The 25,683-nt window shown below is 66.9% G+C and carries 25 protein-coding genes; 18 read left to right on the top strand and 7 right to left on the bottom strand.

Going from position 1 to position 25,683, the window contains the following annotated elements:
* Positions 1 to 132 precede the first annotated feature (132 nt).
* The 4 genes from SM754_RS11025 to SM754_RS11010 form a co-directional block, all read right to left on the bottom strand.
* On the bottom strand, positions 133 to 1,332 hold the full coding sequence (locus SM754_RS11025; protein ID WP_323676282.1) for a sugar phosphate nucleotidyltransferase: 1,200 nt from the start codon (positions 1,330 to 1,332) through the stop codon (positions 133 to 135).
* A 311-nt stretch (positions 1,333 to 1,643) separates the two neighbouring features.
* Positions 1,644 to 2,078 (bottom strand): high-potential iron-sulfur protein, encoded by a 435-nt coding sequence (locus SM754_RS11020; RefSeq protein WP_323676281.1) that lies wholly within the window; start codon positions 2,076 to 2,078, stop codon positions 1,644 to 1,646.
* Between the two features lie 211 nt (positions 2,079 to 2,289).
* A complete protein-coding gene (locus tag SM754_RS11015; RefSeq protein ID WP_323676280.1) occupies positions 2,290 to 2,592 on the bottom strand; it encodes a hypothetical protein in 303 nt (100 codons plus the stop codon).
* Between the two features lie 437 nt (positions 2,593 to 3,029).
* Positions 3,030 to 3,773: an Lrp/AsnC family transcriptional regulator gene (locus SM754_RS11010; RefSeq protein ID WP_323676279.1), complete on the bottom strand. Its 744-nt coding sequence runs from the start codon at positions 3,771 to 3,773 to the stop codon at positions 3,030 to 3,032.
* Positions 3,774 to 4,110: 337 nt separating this feature from the next.
* Between SM754_RS11010 and SM754_RS11005 the strand changes: the two genes are divergently transcribed.
* The 7 genes from SM754_RS11005 (at position 4,111) to SM754_RS10975 (ending at position 11,180) form a co-directional block, all read left to right on the top strand.
* On the top strand, positions 4,111 to 4,797 hold the full coding sequence (locus SM754_RS11005) for a potassium channel family protein (protein WP_323676278.1): 687 nt from the start codon (positions 4,111 to 4,113) through the stop codon (positions 4,795 to 4,797).
* A gap of 57 nt (positions 4,798 to 4,854) precedes the next feature.
* Positions 4,855 to 6,402 carry a TrkH family potassium uptake protein gene (locus SM754_RS11000; protein ID WP_323676277.1) on the top strand — a complete coding sequence of 516 codons (1,548 nt, stop codon included), beginning with the start codon at positions 4,855 to 4,857 and terminating at the stop codon, positions 6,400 to 6,402.
* Entirely contained in the window at positions 6,399 to 6,602 is a 204-nt protein-coding gene (locus SM754_RS10995; protein WP_323676276.1) for a hypothetical protein, read from the top strand. Before SM754_RS11000 ends, SM754_RS10995 begins: the two co-directional genes overlap by 4 nt.
* Positions 6,603 to 7,076: 474 nt before the next feature.
* Positions 7,077 to 8,297, top strand: a complete 1,221-nt coding sequence (locus tag SM754_RS10990) for an ABC transporter substrate-binding protein (RefSeq protein ID WP_323676275.1) — start codon at positions 7,077 to 7,079, stop codon at positions 8,295 to 8,297.
* Positions 8,298 to 8,387: 90 nt separating this feature from the next.
* Complete coding sequence (locus SM754_RS10985) at positions 8,388 to 9,029, top strand: helix-turn-helix domain-containing protein (protein ID WP_323676274.1); 642 nt, start codon at positions 8,388 to 8,390, stop codon at positions 9,027 to 9,029.
* Between the two features lie 189 nt (positions 9,030 to 9,218).
* Positions 9,219 to 10,808, top strand: a complete 1,590-nt coding sequence (locus SM754_RS10980) for an oleate hydratase (protein ID WP_323676273.1) — start codon at positions 9,219 to 9,221, stop codon at positions 10,806 to 10,808.
* 159 nt (positions 10,809 to 10,967) lie between these two features.
* A complete protein-coding gene (locus tag SM754_RS10975) occupies positions 10,968 to 11,180 on the top strand; it encodes a DUF6199 family natural product biosynthesis protein (RefSeq protein WP_323676272.1) in 213 nt (70 codons plus the stop codon).
* 33 nt (positions 11,181 to 11,213) lie between these two features.
* Here SM754_RS10975 and SM754_RS10970 read toward each other — a convergent pair whose 3' ends face one another.
* On the bottom strand, positions 11,214 to 11,885 hold the full coding sequence (locus SM754_RS10970; protein WP_323676271.1) for a ribonuclease HI family protein: 672 nt from the start codon (positions 11,883 to 11,885) through the stop codon (positions 11,214 to 11,216).
* Between the two features lie 347 nt (positions 11,886 to 12,232).
* On the opposite strand from SM754_RS10970, the gene SM754_RS10965 reads away from it, so the two are divergent.
* The 11 genes from SM754_RS10965 (at position 12,233) to SM754_RS10915 (ending at position 23,397) form a co-directional block, all read left to right on the top strand.
* Complete coding sequence (locus SM754_RS10965) at positions 12,233 to 12,544, top strand: HalOD1 output domain-containing protein (RefSeq protein WP_323676270.1); 312 nt, start codon at positions 12,233 to 12,235, stop codon at positions 12,542 to 12,544.
* Between the two features lie 126 nt (positions 12,545 to 12,670).
* Complete coding sequence (htpX, locus tag SM754_RS10960) at positions 12,671 to 13,537, top strand: zinc metalloprotease HtpX (RefSeq protein ID WP_323676269.1); 867 nt, start codon at positions 12,671 to 12,673, stop codon at positions 13,535 to 13,537.
* Positions 13,538 to 13,663: 126 nt separating this feature from the next.
* Entirely contained in the window at positions 13,664 to 14,263 is a 600-nt protein-coding gene (locus SM754_RS10955) for a TetR/AcrR family transcriptional regulator (protein ID WP_323676268.1), read from the top strand.
* Positions 14,264 to 14,335: 72 nt separating this feature from the next.
* Positions 14,336 to 15,070: a CBS domain-containing protein gene (locus tag SM754_RS10950; RefSeq protein ID WP_323676267.1), complete on the top strand. Its 735-nt coding sequence runs from the start codon at positions 14,336 to 14,338 to the stop codon at positions 15,068 to 15,070.
* Between the two features lie 117 nt (positions 15,071 to 15,187).
* The gene (locus SM754_RS10945) at positions 15,188 to 15,691 is read left to right on the top strand and encodes a DUF7575 domain-containing protein (protein WP_323676266.1); all 504 of its coding nucleotides are present in this window, start codon (positions 15,188 to 15,190) and stop codon (positions 15,689 to 15,691) included.
* A complete protein-coding gene (locus SM754_RS10940; RefSeq protein ID WP_323676265.1) occupies positions 15,684 to 16,298 on the top strand; it encodes a TetR/AcrR family transcriptional regulator in 615 nt (204 codons plus the stop codon). The genes SM754_RS10945 and SM754_RS10940 overlap by 8 nt, the downstream gene beginning before the upstream one ends.
* The gene (locus SM754_RS10935; RefSeq protein WP_323676264.1) at positions 16,295 to 17,755 is read left to right on the top strand and encodes an MATE family efflux transporter; all 1,461 of its coding nucleotides are present in this window, start codon (positions 16,295 to 16,297) and stop codon (positions 17,753 to 17,755) included. Before SM754_RS10940 ends, SM754_RS10935 begins: the two co-directional genes overlap by 4 nt.
* Positions 17,748 to 18,683 carry a hypothetical protein gene (locus tag SM754_RS10930; protein WP_323676263.1) on the top strand — a complete coding sequence of 312 codons (936 nt, stop codon included), beginning with the start codon at positions 17,748 to 17,750 and terminating at the stop codon, positions 18,681 to 18,683. The genes SM754_RS10935 and SM754_RS10930 overlap by 8 nt, the downstream gene beginning before the upstream one ends.
* Before the next feature lie 339 nt (positions 18,684 to 19,022).
* The gene (locus SM754_RS10925; RefSeq protein WP_323676262.1) at positions 19,023 to 22,043 is read left to right on the top strand and encodes an MMPL family transporter; all 3,021 of its coding nucleotides are present in this window, start codon (positions 19,023 to 19,025) and stop codon (positions 22,041 to 22,043) included.
* A 1-nt stretch (position 22,044) separates the two neighbouring features.
* Positions 22,045 to 22,830 carry a TrmB family transcriptional regulator gene (locus tag SM754_RS10920; protein ID WP_323676261.1) on the top strand — a complete coding sequence of 262 codons (786 nt, stop codon included), beginning with the start codon at positions 22,045 to 22,047 and terminating at the stop codon, positions 22,828 to 22,830.
* A 132-nt stretch (positions 22,831 to 22,962) separates the two neighbouring features.
* Positions 22,963 to 23,397 carry a DUF1810 domain-containing protein gene (locus SM754_RS10915; RefSeq protein WP_323676260.1) on the top strand — a complete coding sequence of 145 codons (435 nt, stop codon included), beginning with the start codon at positions 22,963 to 22,965 and terminating at the stop codon, positions 23,395 to 23,397.
* A gap of 255 nt (positions 23,398 to 23,652) precedes the next feature.
* Here the strand turns inward: SM754_RS10915 and SM754_RS10910 are convergent, their stop codons facing one another.
* A complete protein-coding gene (locus SM754_RS10910) occupies positions 23,653 to 25,194 on the bottom strand; it encodes a hypothetical protein (RefSeq protein ID WP_323676259.1) in 1,542 nt (513 codons plus the stop codon).
* Between the two features lie 61 nt (positions 25,195 to 25,255).
* On the bottom strand, positions 25,256 to 25,660 hold the full coding sequence (locus SM754_RS10905; protein WP_323676258.1) for a CBS domain-containing protein: 405 nt from the start codon (positions 25,658 to 25,660) through the stop codon (positions 25,256 to 25,258).
* Positions 25,661 to 25,683: the final 23 nt, after the last annotated feature.

The raw sequence follows: 25,683 nt of genomic DNA, 5'->3' as shown, positions 1-25,683 counted from the left end.
ACCGGCTCGACGCTAGTAACGGTCACTCGTTCGTCCGTTAGTTACACTCCGCCTAGCACGCGCCCGGTGAGAGTAGCGTGGGGCTGTCTCGACGGTAGGCGTCGAGCCCCGGGACCGTATGCGGCCTGTACGTCAGCGTCCGTCGCCGTCGGTGAGCCGGGTTCCCGCGTCGACGGTCGCGTATCGGGGGACGACGACACCGGGGTCGACGTGGACGTCGTCACCGACGGTCGCGCTCTCGCCGACGACGACGCCGAACTCGGGGGTTGGCGTCGACTGCGAACCGGTTCGAGCGTCGGCGTCCAGCGCGTCGGGCACGCACGTCGGGCCGAGGGCGTTCGTTCGCGCACCGACGTCCGCGTCCGGGCCGACGACGCTGTCGGCGAGCGTCGACTGCGAACCGACGGTCGCGTCCGAGAGCAGGATGCACGCCGACACCTCGCTCCCGTGCCCGACCACGACCTTCGGGCCGACGTACGAGTACGGCCGCACGTACGCGTCGGCTTCGACCCGTGCCCCTGCGGCGACGATCGCTGGCCCTTCGACAACGGCGCCGCACGCCACGGACGCGCCCGGTTCGACGTGGACCGGGCCGTGGAGTCGCGCCATCTCGTGGACGGAACCGTCCGCGACCTGTCCGGGCGACCGGTCGGCCCACTCGTCGAACGCCCGCCGGTTCGCGGCGAGCAGGTCACCGGGCGCGTCCACGTCGACGTGGTCGTCGACGACGACCGGGCGGAGGTCGTGTCCGTTCGCCGTCCGTTCGACGACGGCGGCGAGGTCGCGTTCCCCGGCGTCGTTCGTCGGCGGTCGCGTCCAGTGCTTGGCTTCGGCGGGGAGCGAGCACGCGCCGGCGTCGACGTACGCGCCGGTTCCCTCGTCGGCGAGCGAACCGACGTCCAGCGGGCCGCCGTCGCCGACGACGACGGGGTCGGTCGCGGGTTCGTCGCGCGCTCGAACGCCGACCGTCGGGACGTTCGCGTACAGCGACCGGAGCGCCGCGTCGTCGTAGATTGTGTCGCCGGGCAGCACCACGAAGTCGCTGTCCAGGTGGGTGCGGGTGACGACGAGCGCGTTCGCGGTCCCCATCGGTCGCGGCTGGACGGCGTAGGTCACCGGGACGCCCTCGACCGTCTCGCCGAGCGCTCGCGCGAACGGCTGGTAGTACGGGGGGACGACGACGACGAGGTCCGTCGCGCCCGCGGCGACCGCGCGGCGCGCGACGCGGACGAGGAGGGGGTCGCCGCCCACGGGGAGGAGGGGCTTCGGGACGCTCGCGGAGAGTGGTTCGAGGCGTTCCCCGTCGCCTGCGGCGAGCAATACGGTCTGCATGACCGTCACCTTTCGACTACGAACGCTTTGCTATGCGTCGACTACCCATACGAACCAGTTCCCTTCGAGGCGCTGCCGAGCTGGTCGACCGGGGACCGTCGCGGCTCTGGGCTACGCGGTCACCCGACCGGAAGCCATTCGGCGCGTTCGGTGGTGGCCATCCATAATTCGTGTGCCGATAGCTAGCGTCGGTCCGCCCGTTCGTCCCTGACGGCTCGTGCGTAGTTGAGCACCTGCCCCGAACACCGGAGTGGGTCACCGTTGCCGGTCGCCGTCACGAGATACGTATCAGAGAGGACACCTGACTGACACTATCTGCCTCCGGGGGCGTCGACCGGTGCGAGTGCGTTGCCGTCGGTGCCGGTGGTCGACCCCTCGTGGGCGACGTAGCTCGTGCAGTACCCGGTGGGTTCGATCATCCCTTCGACGATGGTGCAGGCGCCGACGCCGTCGCCGTTCTTGTCGGGGACGTAGTAGGCGCACCCCGAACATTGCTGCCCGTCCTTGGGTTCGGGCTGATAGCTCAGGTCGCTCTTGGCTGCGAGGGAGTCGGGGTCGCGCTGGTTGCCGTTCAGGCTGGTCGCGGTGCGGTACGCGTCGGGGACCTGGTCGGTCGACGCCTCGGTGGCGGGCAGCGTCTCGGTTCCGTCATCGCCGCCGAGACAGCCCGCCACGGCGGCGGAACCGCTCCCGACCAGGGCGAGCACGGTGCGTCTGTCGAGCGCACTCGAGTTCCGAAATGTCATATGTGCCGGTTCGACGGTGACAGGGATACCCGCACTGGCGGAATCGTTCCACCATGCAGACGATTGCAACGGCATACTGACCACCTGCAGACCGCTGGGACCACGAGCGTCGAGCGCGAGCGGGACCCGCGTCTCGATGGTTCGACCGAAGGAAACGGGTGATGCTGGTTTGGTAACGGAACCCCGCAACCGGTGAAGGGAGTCGATCCATCTAGCGCTGCTTCGCGAGCCGCTGTTCGTGTTTCTGCGCACCGATGGTCAGCCCGGCCTTTGCCTGGTCGGCGCTGTCGAGGGTGATGTCCTCGACGGGGACGTCCTGGATGGCGTCGTACTGTTCGAGGACGTACGTGTGGTAGTACTGGATGGCGCGGCGTGCGTTCTGTGCGGGACTACCGCTGAGGATGTCCGTGGTGAGTGCGAGGTGAACGACCTCCGGGTACGGGAGACCGAGGACGTCTTGGGCCGCGGTGATGGCTTCGTGGTCGTCGTCGCGGATGCGAACCGGTTCGGACATACGTGTCGGTGTCTCGGCCACCCACATAATCGTAACGATTTGTAACAAAACGTTACAGCCTGTTACGCCAAGTTGCAGAAGGCTTGCCAGCTGCCAGTTACCCAAGGACTCGTCGCGACCACGTGCGGACCGGAGGTGCCCTGTGGGGAGCCGTTGCTGACGACCGCGTCATCAGCTTCGTGATACTCGAACGGCTCCGTGAACGCACGTACTGCGCCATGACGACGCGTACGAGGAGACCGTCGCTGTCTCGGCCAGACTGACGTGGCGGTGCTGGTACCTCCAGCGTCCGCGCTGGGAGTTCTGAACGAGCGAGCCTAGCAGCAAGAGTCCATCACGGGTGCGTTGGAAGGTCCGTCCGGGGATGGCCGCTCGGCCAGTCAGTCGATCTCCGAACCGCGAACGCGGGTGACGGTGAGACGGACGTGTTCGCGTCGTCAGTTTCCAGTGAAGACTTCGAGGGTCTCTTCGGTCACACCGGACCGTGAGTGGATCGTCACGAAGTCGCGCTCTTTGATGGTCGTCTCCCCCGTCGGCGTGATACTTCCCTCGTCGCGGTTGATCCGGACGACCAGTACGTCGGAGGGGATGAGTCCGTCCTCGTTCGCCTCCTGGAGCGTCTTCCCGGCGATTGGCGCTGCGTCTCTGACGAGCACTTCGATGACGTCCGCGTCGCCGGCAAGTCCCGCAACGCCAGTGACTGCTGATGCCGACGCCTCGTCCCGGGGGCCGAATGGAGCGTAGGGCCGGAAGTACTCCCGGTGAATCAGGTCCTCGTCGTCGATCTCGATGCCGAGTGACGTGATCCCCTGTGCGACCCGCGTGAGGTTATCCGTATCCGTCCCGACGACCGTGATCCGGAGATCGCCTTTGCCGGACATGATCTCCCGGACGTTTATCACGCCGGGCACGTCGAGGACGCGCTGGGCCATCTCCTCCCGATCGCGAGAGCCGGTACTGCAGACGTAGTGGTTCGTGAGTCGCCCGCCCACCTTCTGGTAGTCGACGTCCGCGTGGTATCCTCGTATCACGCCCGCCTCTTCGAGTCGACGGATACGGTTCCGGACGGTTGGCGCCGAGACGTCGACCTCCGCTGCGATATCGGGTGCGGACGTGTGCCGGGCTTCTTGCGACAGATAGTAGAGTATCTGTTCGTCTATCGTATCGATTTGAAGGGCCATATTTATACGGCAGGATTGGTGACACAGCTGCTTTTAAGTTACTATGGGGTGTCCGTTCGATTCTCGGAAGGCTGTCCGGAAATCGATAGCGACACGTTGGCTCTATCTCTCGTAGATGGGCAGTAGACGGCCCAGCGACGCAGAGGAACGATAGGAAACGAATTTCGTTTATTCCTACGCAATCGTTTGGGATGACGGTGGATATTTATCGTTGCGAGATATGCCTTCGTGTATGACCCCAGGGTTACGTGTCCGCACTCGTGATGGCACGCGGAGAGGAAGAGTCCCCGATGTCGGTTCGCGAAACGATCATGCGGAGACTTGAGGTCTGAAAACTATGTACATCATCATCATCGGCGCTGGCGATATCGGCACACCACTGATCGACATTGCGACGAAGTCCGGTAACGAGGTGGTCGTCATCGAGCTGGACGAGAAACGCGCGAATCGAGCGGCCGACCGGTTCGACTGCCTGGTCCTGAACGCCGACGCCACGACCAAGGACACGTTGGCCGACGCCGGTGCGAAGGAGGCCGATGCGCTCATCTCGACGACGGACCAGGACGCGACGAACGTGATGACCTGTCTGCTCGCCCAGGAGTTCGAGATACCCGCGATCCTCTCGGTCGTTCATAACCCGGAGCACATGGGGCTGTTCGAGCAGATAGGGGTGAACACGATACAGAACCCGCAACAGCTCATCGCCGAGTACCTCTATCGAGCCGTCGCACGGCCCGCGATCGTCGATTACATGCGGGTCGGCGACGACGCGGAGGTCTTCGAGATCACGGTCACCGACAGAGCGCCTGTCGCGGGGAAGACGCTTCAGGAAGCAACGGAGGCAGGGCTCATCACCGAAGAGATGCTGGTCGTCGCGATCGAACGAGAGTCGAACGACCATCCGATCACCCCTCGCGGGGATACGATGATCGAGGGTGGTGACCTGCTGACGGTGTACTCTGGTATCGGCGCCGACCCGGAGATCACGGACATCTTTGGCCACTATGAAGACGACCCGCAGTAAGCAGACGATGTGCTCGTGGACGACCGCAGGAACGCCGGTCGTACGGACGAGGGACGCATGAACGGGTCGGTTGCGACTGTCGGCCGGGACCTCGGCCGCATCCTGGAGGCGCTCGGCGGCCTGATGCTCGTCTCGCTCGTCGTCCCCCTCCTCTGGGGAGAGTACTATGCGCTCCCAGCGCTCTTCGTGTCCGCAGTCGTCCCGGTGGGAATCGGCTGGATACTCCATCACCGGTTCCAGGACGCCAAAGCTCCGGGGCGACTCCACGGGATGGTCGTCGCGGCCTCGGGATGGGCCGCAGTCGGTCTCTTCGGGTCGCTCCCGTTCCTCGCCATCGCGTGGGGCGCCCAGCTCGACCTCCCCGGATTCGCCGCTGCACAGACGTCGACGTTAGCCGCGTTCACCGACCCAGTGAACGCCGTCTTCGAGAGCATGAGCGGGTTCACTGGCACCGGGCTCACGATGACCGACAACGAGGAGGTGCTTCCACGGACGCTCCAGTGGTGGCGGACGTTCACCGAGTGGATCGGTGGCGTCGGCGTCATCGTCTTGACGACGGCGATCCTGTCGCGTCCCGGCAGCGGGTCGCTGACGCTCTACGAGAGCGAGGCACGCTCGGAGAAGATCCACCCGAGCATCGTCTCGACGGTCCGCACCATCTGGTGGATATTCATCCTGTTCACCTTCATCGGCATCCTCGCGCTGTGGCTGGCTGGCATGCCAATCTGGGGGGCAATCAATCACGGGATGACCGGGCTCGCGACCGGTGGCTTCTCGATCACCGACAACTCGATCGCGACCTACGATAGCGCCGCGATAGACTTCGTGCTGGTTCCCGTGATGGTGCTCGGGAGCATCGCGTTCCCCGTTCACTACCTCATCCTGCAAGGGGACATCCGGAACTTCTACTCGGACCTCCAGACGCGATGGGTGTTCGGGTACATGGGTATCGGGTCGGCGTTGCTATGGGGGTTCCTCTACTACGGGGGGCCCTACGAGACGCCGTTTGCTGCCGTGCGCTACGGGCTCTTCCAGTTCGTCTCGGCGGCTACCTGTACGGGGTTCCAGACCGCCGTCGATGCGACGAACGTCGCACTCGGGCGGTGGCCGTCGTACGCCCAACTCACGGTGACGTTCGGGATGTTCGTCGGGGGTGCAGCGGGTTCCACCGCGGGCGGTATCAAGCTCATCCGCGGACTGACGCTCGTGAAGGGCATCCGGTATCACGTCGCGGACGTCTTCTATCCGGACAGTGCGGTCCGGCGACTGGAGATCAATGGACGTCGCCTGAACGAGGAGGAGGCCAGTCGCGAGTTCATGGAGGCGGCCATCATCGTCGTTCTCTGGATCACCTTCCTCGTGCTCAGCACGTTCGTCTTGCTGCTCGCGCTTCCGTCCGGAGAGTACTCGCTCACGAACGTCCTGTTCGAGGTCGCCAGTGCACAGGGGAACGTCGGCCTCTCGTCGGGCATCACGGGGGCGGAGTCGCTGCCCACGATCGGGAAGCTCACGTTCCTGTTCAACATGTGGATCGGGCGCCTCGAGATCATCCCGGTGCTCGTGCTGCTTCGAACCGCGCTCAAGCGTGGAGGGCTATACACGTGAGACCGAGCAAGCTGCCGGTCATCGAGTCGGTGTTCGAGGCCGGCGCGGACGACCGCGTGTTCGACTCGCTGCTGCTGCTCGGGCCGCTCGTGATCGTGTTGGTCGTCGTTCTCGGCAGGTCGGTCGTCACCGAAGTCCTCGCGCTCGGGTATATCGCCGTGTTCGTCACGTATGCCCTGTATCGAGGGCTTCAGGAGTGACCGCCGCCGGCGTCCTCGGAGAGATGCACGATGGCGGTGCCACGAGACCAGCGCCCCCCGAGAAGCCCGTCGGAATCGACGGGGAGGCCGCGCGTGTGTCCAGGTTCGGACGGGACGCTGGTCGAACCGCCACCGTTCGCTGACGAACGCGATGGTAACCCACTTCGTCCACTGACGCGCACGGAACGACCGTCGAGAGGCGGTTCGCCCGTTCGTCCGTTTCCGAACCGTCCTGTCGTAGTGGTGCGAACGACGAGTGCACGACCCTCCCGTCCCCGTTGTCGCGTGTCAGGCGCGACCGAGGGGAGAGTGACGCGCTCAACCGGCAGGTCGGTGGAGACCGGGACTCGCAAGCGGACGCTGCAGGCGTTCGAGAGGAGGTCGCCGATGTGTCCGCGCTGCGGTGGGCTTCACCTAGTTTTGGCTGGCCTAAAGTTCGGAACGCTTTTCAACTTTTAGGCAGGCCTAAATCCTATGGGAGACGATTCCAGCGAACGCCAGACACCGACGCGACGGGACTACATGAAGTACGGGAGCGCAGTCATCGGCGGCGGGCTCCTCACCGGATGCGCGAGCCAGTCCGGTTCCGAATCGACGACGACCGCCGAATCGTCGGACACGGCCACGGGCGAGACGTCGGCCACCACGACCGAACGGGGTTCGTACGCCGTGCGGATGTCCCCGATGGGCGAGGTCACCTTCGACGAACCACCCGAGACGGTGTTCACGCGGCTCACTCACCACGCCGGCATGGCGTTCGCGCTCGGGCACGGCGACGACGTCACCGCGATGCACGCCCCGGACTACTACGACGGCCTGTGGAACCAGTACGTCGAGCGCCTCCCCGGCGTCTCGCTCGACTGGACCGGCCTCTACTCCTCCTGGAAACCCGACAAGGAGGAACTCTACGCGCTCGAAAGCGACGTCCACCTCGCCGACCCCGCGTGGATCACCCAACAGGAGAACTGGGACGCGGCCGACATCGACGAGATCGCCGAGAACGTCTCCCCGTGGCTCGGGAACTCCCTCAGCGACATCCATCGGGAACCGACCGGCGACTACGCCGAGGGCTACGAGTACTACGGACTCTGGGAGCAGTTCGAGGTCGTCGCCGAGGCGTTCCGCGAGCGGGAGCGGTACGAGGCACTCGCCGCCGTCCGCGACGACCTGCTGGCGACCATCGAGGCGGACCTGCCGGCGCGGTCCGAACGACCGACTGCCGTCATGATCGCCGCCGCCGACGTCGACGAAATCTACACGTACACGATGAACACACCGGGGTTCCTGACGGCACACACCCGGCCGCTCGGGCCTCGTGACGCGTTCGAGGGCAGCGTCGAGAGCAACTCCGTCATCGACTTCGAGAAGCTGCTGGATGCGGATCCCGACGTGATCTTGCACCTCGGCGGGATGGAGCCGGGGACGGATATGGCCGAACGTCGGACCGCCTTCGAGGAGGACGCTGTCGCATCGAAGCTCTCCGCCGTGAAGAACGACCGCGTCTACGCACAGGGCGCCAGGTACCAGGGGCCGATCCTCAACCTCTTCCAGTTGGAGATGACCGCCAAGCAGCTGTACCCCGACGTCTTCGGCGAGTGGCCGACCTACGAGCGAGGCCCGTACCCGGAGCTCTCCGGAGAGGAACAACTGTTCGACCACGAGCGGGTCGCAGCGGTCATCGACGGGGACGTTTGAGGACGTACGGCACTTCGTCGTCTGAGCCAGTCGGGTACCCCAGTGACAGCAGACCCACAGTATTACAGTGCGCTGTTCGGACGCCACAGTATGGGCGTCATCTGTGAGTTCGAGCTGCATTCGGCGGCGCTTCCGCTCTGTAGCGTTGCGGCGACGGTCGATACGATACTGACGGTCGACAACACCGTACTGGGTACCGATGGGGAGCCGGCGTTGGTCTTCTCGACGACCGGTGTCGACCCGGACGACGTCGAGGCGGCATTGCGTGAAGCGGACTCGGTCGTCGACTTCGTCGCCATCGAGTCGGCGCTCGTCGAATCGCGGTATCGGGTCGTCCTGGATACGGCGTACGTCGGAACCTACGGCGAGCTCGTCGACCGTCAGACGTATCCGAGCGGTGCGCTCGTGACCGAACACGGATGGCAGGTCAGCGCCCAGTTCGCGGATCGAAGCGCGCTCGAAGCGTTCAGCGACACCTGTCGTGACAGCGGCATCGACTTCCAGCCGCGTCGGCTCATCGAAGCCGAGGGCGGTCCCGAGAGCTACGGCCTGACCGAACCACAGCGGGAGGCATTGCGTGTCGCCTATCGCACGGGCTACTTCGAAGTGCCGCGGAAGACGGACCTTGCCGCACTCGCGGAGGAACTCGATACGACCACGTCCGCGCTCTCCGAACGCCTTCGACGCGGCCACGAGCAACTCGTCGCAGAGACGGTTGCGAGCCCGCAATAGCGCCTGATACGAGGAGTGTCGACGGACGACGGTGTGACTGTTCGTCGAAGCCGCAGCCGCGTGTTGCCGCCCTTCTACGTATAAATGACCGGGATTATCCTGCAAAGCGTTACCGCCGAAACCAGCGTACTCCTACACGTAACGGGACGACGACCCACGCCGTGACCGACTCGAACGGAGAGACCCACAATGACCATTCACCAACGACCCCACGTCACCGATCGCGAAGCGCACTTCACCGGCGGTGGTATCGCGTCACTGGCCGGCGCAGCCTTCCTCGTCAGAGACGGGAATATGCCCGGCGAGAACATCCACGTCTACGAGAAGCTGGACGTCGTCGGCGGAGCGATGGACGGCGCAGGCGACCCCGAGGAGGGATACGTCATCCGTGGCGGCCGGATGTTCAACTTCCCCGCCTACGAGTGTACGTGGGATCTGTTCCGGACGATCCCGTCGCTCGAAGACCCCTCGCGGTCGGTCAAGGCGGAGATGAACGAGTTCAACGAGACGCACCAGTCGTACGCCGAGACGCGGCTGATGGACGGTGCGACGCGGGTCGACGCCTCGAACTACGGACTCACCGGCGGCCACCGGCGCTCGATGGTCGAGCTGTTGGTGACGCCAGAGGAGCGACTCGGCGACACTCGGATCGAAGAGTGGTTCGCCGACGACTTCTTCGAGACGAACTTCTGGTACGTCTGGGCGACTATCTTCGCGTTCCAGCCCTGGCACAGCGTCGCGGAGGTCCGTCGCTACATGTACCGGTTCCTCCACGAGTTCCCCCGGCTCCATACGATGGAGGGGGTCGACCGGACCAGGTACAACCAGTACGACTCGATGATCCTCCCGCTGCGACGGTGGCTCGAGGACCGCGGTGTCTCCTTCGAGTACGGGCACGAGGTGACCGACATGGACATCGTGACCTCCCGGGCTGGCCGGACGGTCACGCAGATTCACTGCGAGACCGACAGCGGGACGGAGACGATTCCGGTCGAGCCGACCGACCTGGTGTTCGTGACCAACGGCTCGATGACCGACGGGACTTCGCTCGGAGCGATGGACGAGGCGCCGGACCTGAACGAGACCGGTGCGTCCTGGGAGCTCTGGAAGTCCATCGCGGATGGGAACCCGCAGTTCGGGAACCCGTCGGCGTTCGCGGACAACGTCACGGAGACGAAGTGGGAGTCGTTCACCGTCACGCTTCGCAACACCGACCTGTTCGACCGCATCGTCGAGTTCACGGACGAAGCCCCCGGCAACGGGCTCGTTACCTACCTCGGGTCGAACTGGCTGCTGTCGACCGTGGTCGCCGCGCAGCCCCACTTCGCGAACCAGCCGGACGACGTGAAGGTCTTCTGGGGCTACGGGCTGTTCCCCGACCGTGAAGGGAACTACGTCGAGAAGCCGATGTCCGAGTGTACCGGCCGGGAGATCCTCCAGGAGCTGTGTTACCACCTAGACTGTGAGGACCGACTGCCGGAGCTGCTGGAGGACGTGAACTGCATTCCCGCGATGATGCCGTTCATCACGGCGCACTTCCAGCCTCGTGAACCCGGGGACCGCCCGGCGGTCGTCCCCGACGGTTCGAACAACCTCGCGTTCCTCGGTCAGTACGCCGAGGTCGACAGAGACGTGGTGTTCACCGTCGAGTACTCGGTCCGGTCGGCGATGGTTGCGGTCTACGATCTGCTGGATCTCGACGAGGAGGTTCCGCCCGTGAGCAAACACTACCGGAGACCGAAGGTCCTGGCGGAGGCTATCGAAGCCGCCTATCGGTGAGCCTGCGACGGCAGCGGCGGCCGACCTGCGCCAGGCGGAGACACCTATCTGGTTGCGTCTGGAGCGTGGGTCAAAGCGAGTCGCCGCGGCAGTATCGCTCCCGGTGGGATGTGTGTCGGAGTCCAGAAGGTATTTACCAGTCTGCTGATGGTTTGGGGTATGGAACTTGGACTGGCCATCGTCCTCCTCGTGTTCGGACTGCCGGGTGCGGTCTGGCCGTACAAGATGGCGCGCCTCGAGGAACGGTTCGACTCCATCGGAAGCAAACGCTCCTGGTCCGAGGTCGAGACAGCCGATTGGAAGGTCATCCTCACGCGGGTCGTCGGCGTCCTGATGGCGCTCGTCGGCGTCGGCGGCCTGTTCGCCGGCTAGCGGTCCACCTCGACCTCGTCTGTCACTCGACCGTCAGCCTGGGCCGAGGGCTGCGATGTCGGCGCCGACGGTCGCGAGTGCGTCGGCGGGGTTCGGGTCGCTGTCTGCCAGGTGCGTGTACCCGTGGTCGGGGACCGCTGCGAGCAGGTCGGTGACGGCGTCGCTGTACTCGTCGACGCCGGGTTCGGTGGGTTCGTCGCCGCCCCAGACGTCGCGGATGACGGTCATCGAGTCGATGCGGACCTCCAGGCTCCGTGGGTCGTAGCGGGCGGTGAGTTCGGTGAGGCCGAGGTGGAGCGCGACGTACTCGGCGGTGTTGTTCCCCGCTCGGGACCCGACGGGGCGCCCGAGTCGCGCGAGCTGGTTCCCCTCGGCGTCCATGATGACGGCGCCTGCGCCAGCGGGTCCCGGGTTCCCTCGCGAGCTTCCGTCCACGTAGAGGACGAACGCCTCACCGGCCGGTTCGGGGGCGTCCGGGCGGGTGAGGGTCGACTCCCGCAGGCGTTCGAGTGCGTCGCGGAGTTCGCCGTGGGACGTCGTCGGCTCGAAGAGGCCGCCGTACCCCGGGACGGCGTCGTCGATGGCGTCGATGGCCACCGGTATCTCGTAGCCGACGGCCGCGAGGACGGCGTCGACCTGGCGCGGGAGCGGCGGCAGGTGTTCGGACGGAAGCCGGTCGCTCACGGCGACCGCCTCGTCGTGCATGCGCTCCGGTCGCGTCGGGCCGGCATCGGGACCCGTTCGTTCCTCGCCATGCCGTCGTCTCGGACCCACACCGTCTTAACGTGTCGGCGTCGGTCACTCGACGGTCGGCCCGAGGGGGCCGGTTCCGGCCACGTCGCTTCGCGAACCCTCTCGGTCTGGCGAGAACGTGCCGCTGGAGGACGCGTTCGGAGTTCGTCGACCGATACGGGTCGGTCCACTGCGGGCGCGGCGGGCTCCGGTCGGCTCGAATGTCATACTGGCGTTGGTGCCGGGGGTTGGTGTGGACGAAAAGACTTATACTGACTGAACGTTCATTCAGTGTTGTGGGCGTCCGCCCACGTCGACCAATGTCACACACCACCCAACCCACCACCGCGACCGAGCGCTACCACACCACCTGGGACGACACCACGTCGCTCCACGACTCCGTCGCCGAGACCGTCGCCACCGCAACGGACAGCGCCCGGAGCGTCGTCGAGGACGAGTACGACCGCGCCCACGCACGCTCGATCCGCGACCTCTTCGACGCGGAGACCACCGCGGTCCCCTCCACCGGCGTCGTCAAGTTCGTCGTCGCGGCCTGCACCGTCTCCGTCCACAGCGACGGCCGCCTCGTCGTCGACCCGCCGGACGGCCCCCACCACGACACCACCACCTGAGCGACGTTCGACCACCACGCACTCACGCCCGACCGCACGCTCGCGAACCCCACTGAACGCTCGCGACCCCAACCGCACGTCAACACACTCGACTGCATCCTCACACAACCCACTCACACGCTCCACATGGCCAACACACTCCCGACCGACCGCGGACTCCAGGCGCGGATGGCGCTCACCGTCGTCCTGCTCGCCGCGCTCTACGCCGGCTTCGTCGGCGTCCTCGTCCTGGTCGACGCCGGCATCCTCGTCAGTATCGTCGTCATGGGCGCCCTCCTCGGCGGCCAGTTCCTGCTCAGCGACCGCCTCGCGCTCCGCGCGATGGGTGCTCGCACCGTCGACACCGACGAGTACCCGCACCTCCACGCCGTCGTCTCCAGACTCAGCCAGCAGGCCGACCTTCCGAAACCGGCGGTCGCCGTCGCGCAGACGAAGACCCCGAACGCGTTCGCGGCCGGACGGTCCCAGTCCGCCGCGACCGTCTGCGTCACCACCGGGCTCCTGGAGACGCTCGACGACGACGAACTGGAGGCCGTCGTCGCCCACGAGCTCGCGCACGTCAAGAACCGGGACGTCATGATAATGACCGTCGCGTCGTTCTTCTCCGCGATCGCGATGTTCGTCCTCCGCTGGGGCTGGCTGTTCGGCGGCGGCGACGACGAGAACCCCTCGGTGCTCGTCGCGATGGTCGCGTCGTTCGTCGTCTGGATCCTCTCGTTCCTCCTGATGCGTGCGCTCTCCCGGTACCGCGAGTTCGCGGCCGACCGCGGCGCGGTCGCCATCACCGGCCGTCCGAGTGCGCTCGCGAGCGCACTCCAACGCATCGACAACCGCATGGACGCCGTGCCGACGCGGGACGCCCGCGAGAACGCCGAGATGAACGCGTTCTTCATCCAGCCACTCAAGGGAGGCACCATCGGCCGCCTGTTCAGCACGCACCCGAGCACCGAATCGCGCGTCGAGCGCCTGCAGGACCTCGAACGCTCGCTCTGAGGGCCGCGTTTTAGTCGAGGCCCGTACCGCCAGCGTATGGACCCTTCTCGAACAGGTCGATGCGGGGGCGGATGGCCGCGCGACGAGTGACAACGGTTTACTGGGGCGTCCGTCTACGGTCGAGTCATGAGCGAGTCGAGCGACGAAGCGGAGACGACCGACGAGATCATGCTGGCGACGTATCGCGCGCTGTTCCAGCACGGATACTCCGCGACGACGATCGCGAACATCGCCGACGAGTTCGACAAGAGCAAGTCACTCATCTACTATCACTACGAGGACAAGGAGGAGTTGCTCGGGGACTTCCTCGAGTACCTCCTGGACGAGCTGGAGTCGGACCTGGCGGCGTCCGACGGGGAGGACCCGAAGTCGCACCTGCTCGAGATCGTCGACCTGCTGTTACCGAGTGAACTCGAAGACGAGCGGTTCACGTTCCTCCGCGCGCTCCTGGAGTTGCGAGCGCAGGCGCCGTACCACGAGTCGTACCGCGAGCAGTTCGAGCGGTCGGACGAACTGGTCGTCTCGTTGCTCGTCGAGGCAATCGAGTGGGGTATCGAGGAGGACGTGTTCCGGGCGGTGAACTCGCGCGAGGTGGCGGAGTTCGTGTATTCGGTCGCGTACGGTGCGATAGAGCGTGGGGTGACGGTCGACGACCCGTCGATCCTACACGAGAATCGCGCGTACGTCGAGTCCCATCTGGAGACGACGTTGTTCAAGTACCGGTGACGACGCCCCGTCGTGAGGATTCCCGTGACGTGTGCGGGAAGATTGATGCTCGTCGACGGTACTGTTGGTCGTATGTACACTGTCGCCGACCTGTCCGTCGAGAATCCGTTGGAGACTATCGAGGACGAGTTGACGCTCGAGCGTGCGCTACGGCGGATGTTCGAGGAGGACTACACGCAGATGGGGGTGACGCGGGACGGCGAGCTCGTGGGCGTGATCACGTATCGGTCGGTCGTACGGTCGCTGCTGGCGTTACATCAGTTGGACGTGGAGACCCAGCGGCTCGACCGGGTGTCGGTCTCAGCAGCGGTCGAGGACGTTCGGACGGTCTCTGAAGGGGACCCCGTGCTTTCGTTGTTCGAGGTGCTTGCGGACGACACGTACGCGCTGACGGAACGGGACGGCGAGTGGCACATCCTCACGGATCACGACCTGCTGGTGCGCTTGGAGGATGCCATCGAGCCGTTCCTGCTGATCGAGGCCATCGAGATGGCGATCCGTGGAACGTTCGAGCGGGTGTTCGGGGACGAGCTGGAGGAGGAACTGGCGTCGACGTTCGGTGAGTCGCATCCGTTGCCGGCGCCGGCGTCGGTCCAGCACTGTAGTTTCGGTCACTACGCGCAGTTCGTCTCGATGCATTGGGATGCCTTCGAGCCGGTGTTCGGGGAGCGCCAGGACGTCGTCCGGGAGCTGGTGCAGGCGGTCGGTGACCTCCGCAATCGGTTGTTCCACTTCCGCATCGAGGACCCTGAGGAGTTCGATCAGGACCTGCTTCGGTTCGCGCATTCGTTCTTCACGTCGGTTTGAGACGGCGCTCGCGGACGGGTGGGTTCGTGACGAAGGTTCGTCGACCGCTGTTGTGTTCGGAACGTTCGCGGCGCACAGGTCACAGGACTTATACTGACTGAACGTTTATTCAGCAGCATGGTCGAACGTTCATCCACCAGACGCCCCTGGCTCGCCGCGGTCCTCGGCGTCATCGCCACCGGCGCCGGCCACCTCTACCTCCGTCGCTGGCTCCGTGCCGTCGGCTGGCTCGCCCTCGCCACCGTCGTCACGACCGTCTACGTGCCCGAATCGGCGCTCATGGCCACCGCCGGTGGCGACACCGTCCCGCTCGAACAGTTCCTTCCCACGCTCACCGTCATCGCGCTGAGCGTCGCCGACGCCTACCTCCTCGCCAGGCTCGACAACCGGCAGCAGTCCTCGCCGGGGGCCAGCGAGTCCGGACGCGTGAACGCGGCATCGCAGGGCAGCGCGACCACCGCCGACGCACAGCCCACCCCTTCGGTCGACGACGACGAGGCCGTCGAGTGCCCGCACTGCGGGAAGCCCCTCGACCCCGAGCTCGAGTTCTGCCACTGGTGCACGACCGACCTCGGCGACTTCGACGCTCACCGACCCGAACGGAGACAGGACGATGGCTGAGGACGCCGCCGATGCGGAAGCGACCGACACCCAGACCCAGATCATGGAGGCCACCTACCGCGCCCTCCGAGAACACGGCTACACCGACCTCACCATCGCGCACATCGCCGAGACGTTCGACAAGAGCAAGTCCCTGCTCTACTACCACTACAGCTCGAAGGACGAGCTCGTCGCCGCCTTCCTCGAGTTCGCCGGCGACCGCTTCCTCACCTCCCTCGACGACGTCGACGAGGCCGACCCGCTCGATACCGTCCGTCGAATCGTCGACGTGTACCTCGCCGTCGACGTCGACGACGACATGCGCGACGCCCAACACATCATCATCCAGCTCCGCGCGCAAGCCATCGGTAGCCCGGAGTATCGCGCGGAGTTCACGCGCATCGACGCGGCCCTCCGGGACCGCATCGCGGCCGCCATCGTCGACGGCGTCGCCACCGGCCGCATCCACGAGGACGTCGACCCGGACCGCGCCGCGACCTGGCTGCTGTCGTCGCTCAACGGCGCGATGCTCGAACGCTACACCGCCGACCACGACGTCGTCGACCCGGTGCGCACGATGATACACGCGACTCTCGACGATCTCGCGGCCGACGAGGCCGAGGCATGAGCACGCGGGACGTCAACCTCACCGACGGCGACCTCCTGAAACCACTCCTGGTCCTGTCACTCCCCATCGTCCTGAGTCAACTCCTTCAGGTCGGGTACAACCTCGCGGACACCTTCTGGGTCGGGCGCCTCGGCCAGGAGGCGGTCTCGGCGCTGTCGTACTCGTGGCCGCTGGTCTTCCTCATGATATCCATCGCGGGCGGCTTCACGGTCGCCGGCACGGTCCTCGTCGCTCAGAACAAGGGCGCGGGCAACGACGACCAGGTGAACTACGTCGCCGGCCAGACCATCGCGTTCGTCACGGTCGTCGCACTCGCGTTCTCCGTCCTCGGGTACGTCCTCTCGCCGTGGCTCGTCGACCTCGTCGGCGCGACTCCGGGGAGCGTCGAGTACCAGCTCTCCGTCGAGTACACCCGCACGATATTCATCGGCGTGCTCTTCATGTTCGGGTTCTTCATCTTCCAGGCGCTCCTCCAGGGGTGGGGCGACACGCGCACGCCGCTGTACCTGATGGCCCTGGGCGTCGCCCTGAACGTCCTCCTCGACCCGTTCCTCATCCTCGGGTTCCAGGAGAACGTCCTGCTCTCGTGGCTCGGACTCGACGGGCTCCAGTCGTCGCTGTACGCCCTCACCGGCTTCGACGGGTTCGGCGTTCAGGGTGCCGCCATCGCGACGGTCGTCTCCCGGGGGCTCGGCGCGGTTCTCGGGTTCGTCTGGCTGTTCTCCGGGAAGGTCGGCATCCATCTCTCGGTGTCGGACGTCGTCCTCGAGTGGTCGATGGTCAAGCGCATCGTCTCGCTGGGCGCACCGGCGAGCGTCGAGCAGTCCACGCGAGCGCTCGGCATCACGGTGCTGACGGCGCTGGTCGCGTTCGCGGGCGACGACGCGGTCGCCGCGCTCGGTATCGGGAACCGCATCAACTCGCTCGTGTTCCTCCCGGCGCTCGGGTTGGCGCGCGGGACGGAGACGGTGGTCGGCCAGAACCTCGGCACGCAGCAGGCTGGCCGCGCCAGGCGGGCCGTGCTGTACAGTTCGGTCATCGTCGCGGGCGTGCTGGCGGTCCTCGGCGTGGTGGCGTACGCGTTCGCGGGCCCCATCACGAGCGTGTTCATCGCGGACGCGCCGGACGTCGTCGCCCTGGGGGCTGACTATCTCCGCATCATCGGGCCGACGTTCCTGTTCATCGGCGTGTTTCAGGTCGTGCAGGGAGCGTTCCGGGGGAGTGGGAGCACGCGGCTCGCGATGACGTTCGCCATCCTCTCGCTGTGGGTGTTCCGGCTGCCGCCGGCGTACGCCTTCCAGGAGGTACTGGGGATGGGTGCCGGTGGCGTGTGGGTGGCGATCGCGCTCTCGAACGTCCTGTCGATGGTCGCCGCGGTCGCGTGGTTCGCTCGCGGGACCTGGACGAGCAACGTGGTCGCTTCGGAGTCACCGAAGCGGGCGGTGGGCGATGACTGAGTTCGAGTCGCCGGCGGCGCTGGTGTCGGCGCGTGCGACGGCGCTCGCTCGGGAGACGCGTTCCCGGCTGGACCGAGCGGGGAAAATCGAACGTCCGCGTGCGCTCGGGCGGGGGTTCGGCGCGAGCGACGTCGGGGTGCCGTCGCTGGTCGCGGCGCTGGTCGTCGAGGCGGCGAGCGACGGACCGAGTCGGCAGACAGCGAGCGAGGCGCCGTCGGCGGCGGTCCGCACAGGGGTCGCCGTCGAGGCGCTGGACCGACACGGACAGGCGCTCGCCACCGTCCTGGGCGGCGTGGAGGCTAGCGGTGCTGGTGGTGATGACGTGACGGACCTGATGTTGTGGAGCGACTGGTTGCACGCTCGCGCGCGCCAGTTGCTCCTCGAGGCGTCGGACGGTGCGGAGCGGTCGCTGTCCGCGATGCGGACGATGGGCCGGGAGGTCGCGTCGCGGAACGAGCGTCGGGAGCACGTCGACGGTGACGCGGGGCCGGTGGTCGCGACGCCGTCGGGCGCGGTCGACGACGGCGAGGTGTCGGTGGTCGGGACGCCGTCGGGCGCGGTCGACGATGACGAGGTGTCGGTGGTCGTCCGCGGTGGTGGGTGTTCGTGTGCGGCGACGGCGCGCATCGGGGGCCTGATTGGTGATGCAGACTCGGGTACCCTGGAGCGGGCGGTGACGTATGGCGGGCTGGTCGACGACGCGGTTCGAGAGTACGGGCAATCGACGTCGCGCCGGTCGGACGAGGCGGGTGCGTCCGAAAGGGAGGACGGACCTGCTGCTGGCGTCTCGAGTGGTGCGGCGGGCGTCGTGGGGAGTGACCTGGAGGGGTTCGGTCCGGCGGTGTCGAACTCGTCGTCGGAGTCGGTTCCCTGGTCGGCGCTGTGGTGGTTGCTGCTGGCGGTGGACGGCGACTCAGCAGACGTGTAGGTGAGTGTGTGAGACGGGTGTCCAGCGGATGGCAGAGTCGAGCGGACGAGCCAGAACGCACGGTTACTGACTGTGCGTTCAGCGGTATGTTGAGGTAGCCGGACGGACGGTGCCCCGGCTACTGTCGAATCCCAGTCGCCGTTCGTGACGATGTACCGGACGAAAAAACGGCCCAGAGACACCAAGACACCGAATTCCCTGTCCGGTGTCTTTCTCGCGAGTCGACCGACGTCCCCGATGAGGAGGAACGCCACCCTTTTGTAGACTGAACGTTTAGTCAGCACCGACGAACTGTGAGTATCACACTGACACCACCACTGTCCACACGGAGGAATCGACATGGGACGGCTTGACGGCCTCTTCGAGACGGTTACCGACCACTCACGCATCATCATCGCTCTGATGCTGGTCCTCACCGTCGCCGTCGGCGCCGGCGCCGGCGGCATCTCCCAGTCCAGCTCGCTCGACCAGTTCCAGAGCGACTCGGAGGAGTCCAAGAAGCTCTCCTACATCGAATCGAACTTCTCCACCGGCTCCGACAACACGACGAGCACGCAACTCATCGTCAGGGACGACAACGTCCTCGACAAGGCGACGCTCGTCGACATGATCGAACTGGAACAACGACTGCAGGCCAACGAGACAATCGGGAGCACGCTCGCCGAGAACAACAGCGTCGTCGGCATCTCGAACGTCGTCGCGACGGCCGCCATCCAGCGCGAAATCGGCGGCGAGCTCCAGGGGAAGGCCGCCAAGTTCGAACGCCTGAACGCGACCGTCGCCGAGGAATCGGCCGCGCTCAAGCGCGAACAGGCCGCACTCCAAGAGCGGAGCACCGACCTGAACGAGACCGTCGGTCTCCTCCGGAACGCGCTCGACGCGGTTCGCGCGAACCCGAACGCCGACATCCGGACGCAGTTCGAACGGGTCCAGGCGAACAGTAGCGTCGAGATCGCCGACGACTACGCCACGTTCGAGACCGCGGCCAAGCAGCTCCGGAACGCCACCTCGCGCGACGAAGCTGAGGCCGCGTACCGGCAAGGCACGCAGGGCGTCCTCGCAGAAGAGTTCGCCGCACTCCAGCAACGCGGTGCCGAACTCGAGGACCGCGGCCAGGAACTCGAGACCAAGGCGAGCGAGCTCAAGGAACTCGGCCAGGAGCTCGCGGACCTTCAGGCCGAACTGGAGGCGAACTCGAACCCGAGCCTCGACGCGCAACTCGAGCAGCTGCGGTCGATGAACCAGAGCGAGATCGACGACACACTCTCGCTCGTCCTCGGCGCCGACAGCAGCGGCGGCGGCGCGTTCGCGTTCATGCCGACCAGCTACGAACCGGGTAGCACGAGCACGAACGCGACGATGCTCATCGTCACGCACGCCTCCGGCGGCGGTGCCGCGACCGGCACCGCCCCCGAATCGATAACCGACGCGCAGCTCGCGATGCAGACCGTCACGAACGACGCCGGCGAGGTCTCCGACGTGCTCGTGTTCGGCGCGGGCATCATCTCCGACGAGATCAACCGGTCGATGGCCGACAGTCTCGCCATCGTCGGCCCGCTCGCGCTCCTGTTCGTCGTCGTCGCGCTCGCCATCGCGTACCGCGACCTCATCGACATCGTCCTCGGCGTGTTCGGCATCGGCGTCGTCCTCGTCTGGACGTTCGGCTTCATGGGGTGGGCGGACATCGCGTTCAACCAGATGATGATCGCGGTCCCGGTCCTCCTGATCGGGCTGTCTATCGACTACGCGATACACATCTTCATGCGGCACCGCGAGGAGCGGAACAACCGCCACACCGCGAGCGACGTCCGCGGCGCGATGCGCGTCGGCCTCGTCGGCGTCGGCGTCGCGCTCCTGTTCGTCACCGCGACGACCGTCATCGGGTTCCTCGCGAACCTCACCAGCCCCATCCCGCCGATCAAGGACTTCGGGGTCGTGAGCGCCGTCGGGATCTCCGCGGCGATGCTCGTCTTCGGTGGCCTCATCCCGGCGCTGAAGGTCGAGATCGACGAGTTCCTCGAAGACCGCCTCGACCGGGACCGCAAGAAGACCGCGTTCGGTACCGGCGGCGGGCGGTTCAGTAGCGTGCTCGCCGTCGGGTCGACCGCCGCGCGCAAAGCGCCGTACGCCGTCATCGTCGTCGCGCTCCTCGTGAGTGCCGGCGGTGCGTACGGCGCCACGCAGGTCGACACCAGCTTCAACCAGGAGGACTTCCTCGCTCAGGACCCGCCGGAGTTCACGAAGGACCTCCCCGAGCCGTTCGCGCCGAGCGACTACACCGCCAAGGACAACCTGGAGTACGTCAACAAGAACTTCCTCCGGGAGGACTCGCAGGCGCAGCTCCTCGTCCAGGGCGACGTCGCGACACCCGACGCGTTGGACAGACTCGACGCCGCTCGGGACGCGGCAGCGGACAAGGACTCGGTGCAGGTGCTCTCGAACGGCGAACCGAACATCCAGGGCCCGCTCTCGGTCATGGAGACCGTCGCCGCGGAGAACGAGACGTTCAACGCCACGTTCGCGGACGCCGACACCGACGGTGACGGCGTCCCCGACCGGAACGTCGGCCAGGTGTACGGGCAGCTCTACGAGGTCGCGCCCGACCAGGCTGCCGGCGTCATCCACCAGACGGATGACGGCGACTACGCCGCTGCGCGCCTCGTCATCTCCGTGAACGGCGGCGCGTCCAGCACCGACGTCACCGAGCAGATGCGCGCGATCGCGGACACGGTCAGCGGCAGTGGCCTGGAGGCGACCGCCACCGGGCAGACCATCCTGTTCAAGATCGTGCAGGACAATCTGCTGCAGACGGTCATCGAGAGCCTCCTGATCACGCTCGTCGCCGTCGTCGCGTTCCTCATGATCACCTACCGGATCGCCGAAGGGAGCGCGACCCTCGGGTTCGTCACCATCCTCCCGGTGATCCTCAGCGTCAGCTGGATCCTGGGAACGATGTTCCTGCTGGACATCCCGTTCAACATCTTGACGGGGATGATCACGAGCCTGACGGTCGGGCTCGGCGTCGCGTACAGCATCCACCTCAGCGAGCGCTACAACCAGGAGCTCGAACGCGCCGACTCGATGTGGGAAGCGATGCAGACCGCCGTGACCGGCACCGGTGGGGCGCTGCTCGGCAGTGCGGCGACGACCGTCGGCGGGTTCGGTGTGCTCGCGTTCGCCATCCTCCCGCCGCTCCAGCAGTTCGGGATCATCACGGGCATCACCATCATCTACGCGTTCCTCGCGAGCGTGCTGGTGCTGCCGAGCCTCCTCGTCGTCTGGACGCGGTACGTCGGTCCGGACGATGCGACGGCGGTGGAAGCAACCCCGAGTGCGGGCGAGGTGCCCGCGGAGGACTGACGTGGACGAACGCGATGCGGTCGCGGCGCTCGAACACCTCGGGCTCACGTCCTACGAGGCCCGGGTGTTCATCGCGCTCCAGAAGCTGGAGACCGGCACTGCGAGGGACATCAGCCGCATCGCGGACGTCCCGCGCTCGCAGGTGTACGGCGCCGCGGAGGGGCTCGAAGACCACGGACTCGTCGAGGTCCAGCAGTCGAGTCCGATACGGTATCGGCCCGTCGACCTCGACGTGGCGAAGACGCATCTGCGGTCGCGGTTCGAGGCGCACCAGTCGGACGCGTTCCGGTACCTCGAGCGCGTCGAGCGCGACCGCGCGAGCGCTGGCGACCAGCAAGAGGACATCTGGACCGTGCAGGGGTCCGGACAGATCGAGTCCCGGGTCCGCGACCTCGCGTCGAACGCCGAAGCGACGCTGCTCTACGCCTGTAGCGCCGAAGAGCTGACGTGCGAGTTTCGCGAGATGTTGAACGACCGCGCGAGGGCCGGGGTCGACGTGACGTACGTCAGCGCCGACGCGGACCTCGACGCGTTCGACGCCGGGGTTCGGACCGTCCGGTTCCCCGACCGGCTCCAGCCGCCGCGCGAGCAGTCCGGGCGGGCGCTCACCGTCGACAGTCACGGTCTCCTCTTGAGCGTCCTCGGGAGCGAGCGCGTCCCCGGGGCTTCCGCGGAGACCGCGATCTGGAGTGACGAGACGGCGTTCGCCGCGGTGCTCTCCGAACTCCTCCAGAGCTGGTTCACGACGCACCTCGACGTGGAGGCCGCGGGACGCGTCACGGAGTGACGGCGGCCATCGCTCTGGGCGTCCAACTGTCGGTCGGCTGAGATTCGACTCTTTTTTCGACGTCGGTGAGCGCGGTCACCACCCTCGAAGCCTTATGAGCGAGCGTGCTGAACATCGGTCTGACGGACGATCATGACACGGTCCGACCCACACGACCTTGAGCGGTTCGTCGACGCACAGGACCCGGTCATCGACGACGTGAAGCGGGAGCTACGGGCGGGCCGGAAGCGCTCGCACTGGATGTGGTTCGTGTTCCCGCAGATCGCCGGGTTGGGGTCGAGCGAGCGGTCCCGGCGGTACGCCATCGAGTCCATCGAGGAGGCGCGTGCGTATCTCGCGCATCCGGCGCTGGGCCCGCGGCTCCGGGAGTGCACGGAGCTCGTCCTGTCGATAGACGGCCGGACGGCGAACGAGATCTTCGGGTCGCCCGACGACAGGAAGTTCCGGTCCTCGATGACGCTGTTCGAGGCCGCCGCGGACGACGGCGGTCTCTTCGCGGACGCGCTGGCGGCGTACTACGACGGCGACCGCGACCTCGAGACGCTCAACCGACTGGGCGGGAACTGAAGTCCTCGAGACGAGCTACGAGCTATGCAGGACGAGACGACCATCCCGCATGCGGAACTCGCGCGGCGGCCGCCCGACGCCGACGCGGGCCACGCGTCGACGCCGCCACGCGAGCAGACGTGACGTGTTGCTGTCGCGTCGCTCGCCCGTGCGACCAGAGAGAGGGCCCCGAGGACGGTCGTGGCCGTCTGCGACGCGCGGGCGGTTGGCGCGGGCTATCGTCGCGGCAATGAATGGTGCATCGACGGTGCGGATCTATCCGGTCTCGCCGTCCCGTCGCGTGAACTCGTACGCGTCGCCTTCGAACCGGAACCTCGCGGCGGTCGCGTCGAATCCGGTGACGCGTTCGGGCCAGCGGTCCGTGGTCTCGAGGACGACCCGGGAGGCGTCGTCGGCGAACGCGAGCGTGTTCCGGAGGGCGCGGTAGTATCGACGCATCACCTGCTCGGGGAGGTATCGAGTCCCGTCCGGCGCGGCGTCGACGCGTTCGAGGACGGCGGTGACGCGACGCGTCCGTTCGAAGTCGGCGTCCGGCGGTTCGGTCCGCACGCGGACGACGTCGCCGTCGACCGTCGCGGTCGCGTCGTCGGTCGGGACGACCGTCCGGCGCGCGCCGTCGAGTTCGACGAGCGCGGCGCCGTCGCCGCCGTCGGGCCCGTAGCCCGCGACGACCGCGTACGTCCCGGCGCCGAGCCAGCCGACGCTCCTGCCAGGTCCCGCGTACTCGGGGTCCGGGAGCGCCTCTCCGTGGTACGCGTTCAGCACGTACCGCTTCGCGCTCCCTGGACCGATCGCTCGGCAATCCGCGGTGTGGTAGAGCGGCGCGACGTGGAACCAGTCGCCGTCGACGAGTTTGAAGAGGTTCCAGTGCCCGCACTGTGCGCGCTCACGCGACCGGTTCGCGGCGACGAACCGCACCTGTACCGGGAGGCGGCCGCGTTCGACGTCCGGGACGACGAGGACCGGCGTCGTCGCGTCCGCCTCGTGGTACCAGACCGGGGTCGCGTCGTCGGGCATCGGCGGCACCGACCGACCCTCGAACCGCGAGGACCGGACGCGGCCGGGGCGCCCGGTCTCCCACGCGACGAGTCGGAGCACCGTCTCGCGGCCCCGGAACCGGTACACGCCGCGTCGCGGGAACGACGTCGTCCGGTCGGGCGAGCCGACGACGTGGTACTCGCCGAACGCGGACTCGCCGGGCGCGAGCCGGCGGACGCCAGGCTCCCAGTGGTCGAGTCGCGTCGCGTTCCAGCGGCCGTCGTCGCCGCGTTCCACACCGGGCGGGTCCGCGACCGACGGATGGTTCTCGGTCGGGACGAGGTACCGGCGTCTCGCCCCGTCGGCCTCGAGGCGTTCGCGTGGGCGACCGAGTTCGTGCGGGGCCCGGCTCCGCTGCCGGCCGAACGCCGGGAACCGCGACAGGTCGACCGGACGCTCGTACTCGGTGTCGTTGGTCACCCAGACGCGGACGGCCGCTGGCGAGTCGGCGGTCGCGGTGCTCGCGAACGACGCGACGAACGTTCCACTGCCCGAGGGGTGCTCGGACGTCGTGGAGAGGCACCACGTCACCGGGGCGACGTCGAGTTCGAGGAACTGCGAGCGTGCGTCCGGCTCCGGTGGCGTCGGCGTGGACGCGGTCTCGGTGGTGCTCGGTGCCGGGTCCGTCGTCGTGACGGCGCCGTCGTCGTCGGGGACGCCGGGTGTCGTGGCGTCGGTCGTGACCGTTCGGTCGTTCGTTCCGGCGCACCCCGCGAGCACGCCGCTGGCGAGGGTGACGAGGAGGGCTCGGCGGCGCATACGCGACGCGTCGACGGGCGCCGACAAGGGCCTTGGGGGAAGTCGGGACCCGGTTCGCGTCTCAGGCCGGGCTCGGGTTCCGGACCGAGGAGACGTACGCGGCCAGGTCCGTGGTCGTGATGATACCCATCGGGACGCCGTCGTCGTCGACCACCGGCAGGTGGTGGATGCCGGCCTCGATGAGGCGGTCCGCGACCTGCTCGATGGGTTCCTGCGCGTCCGTCGTCAGGACGTCCGTGCTCATGTACTCCGAAACGGGCGTCTGGTCCTTCGGTTTGCGTTCGGCGACGATCTGTACGAAGTCCGTCGTCGTCAGGATGCCCTGGAGGGCGCCGTCGTCGTCGACGACGAGCACGCTCCCGATGCCCTCATCGAGCATCGTGTTCGCGGCGTCCTCGACGAGCGTGTCCGGCGAGACGGTCTTCGGGTCTGACGTCATCAACTGCGCGACGAAAACGTCGTCCATACGCGGGGTTACTCGGTACCCGC

It is taken from the genome of Halorubellus amylolyticus, from assembly GCF_034808145.1.
GTDB lineage: Archaea > Halobacteriota > Halobacteria > Halobacteriales > Natrialbaceae > Halorubellus.
Note: the sequence above shows the minus strand (reverse complement) of the source record. Positions and strands in the feature narration are given on the sequence as shown.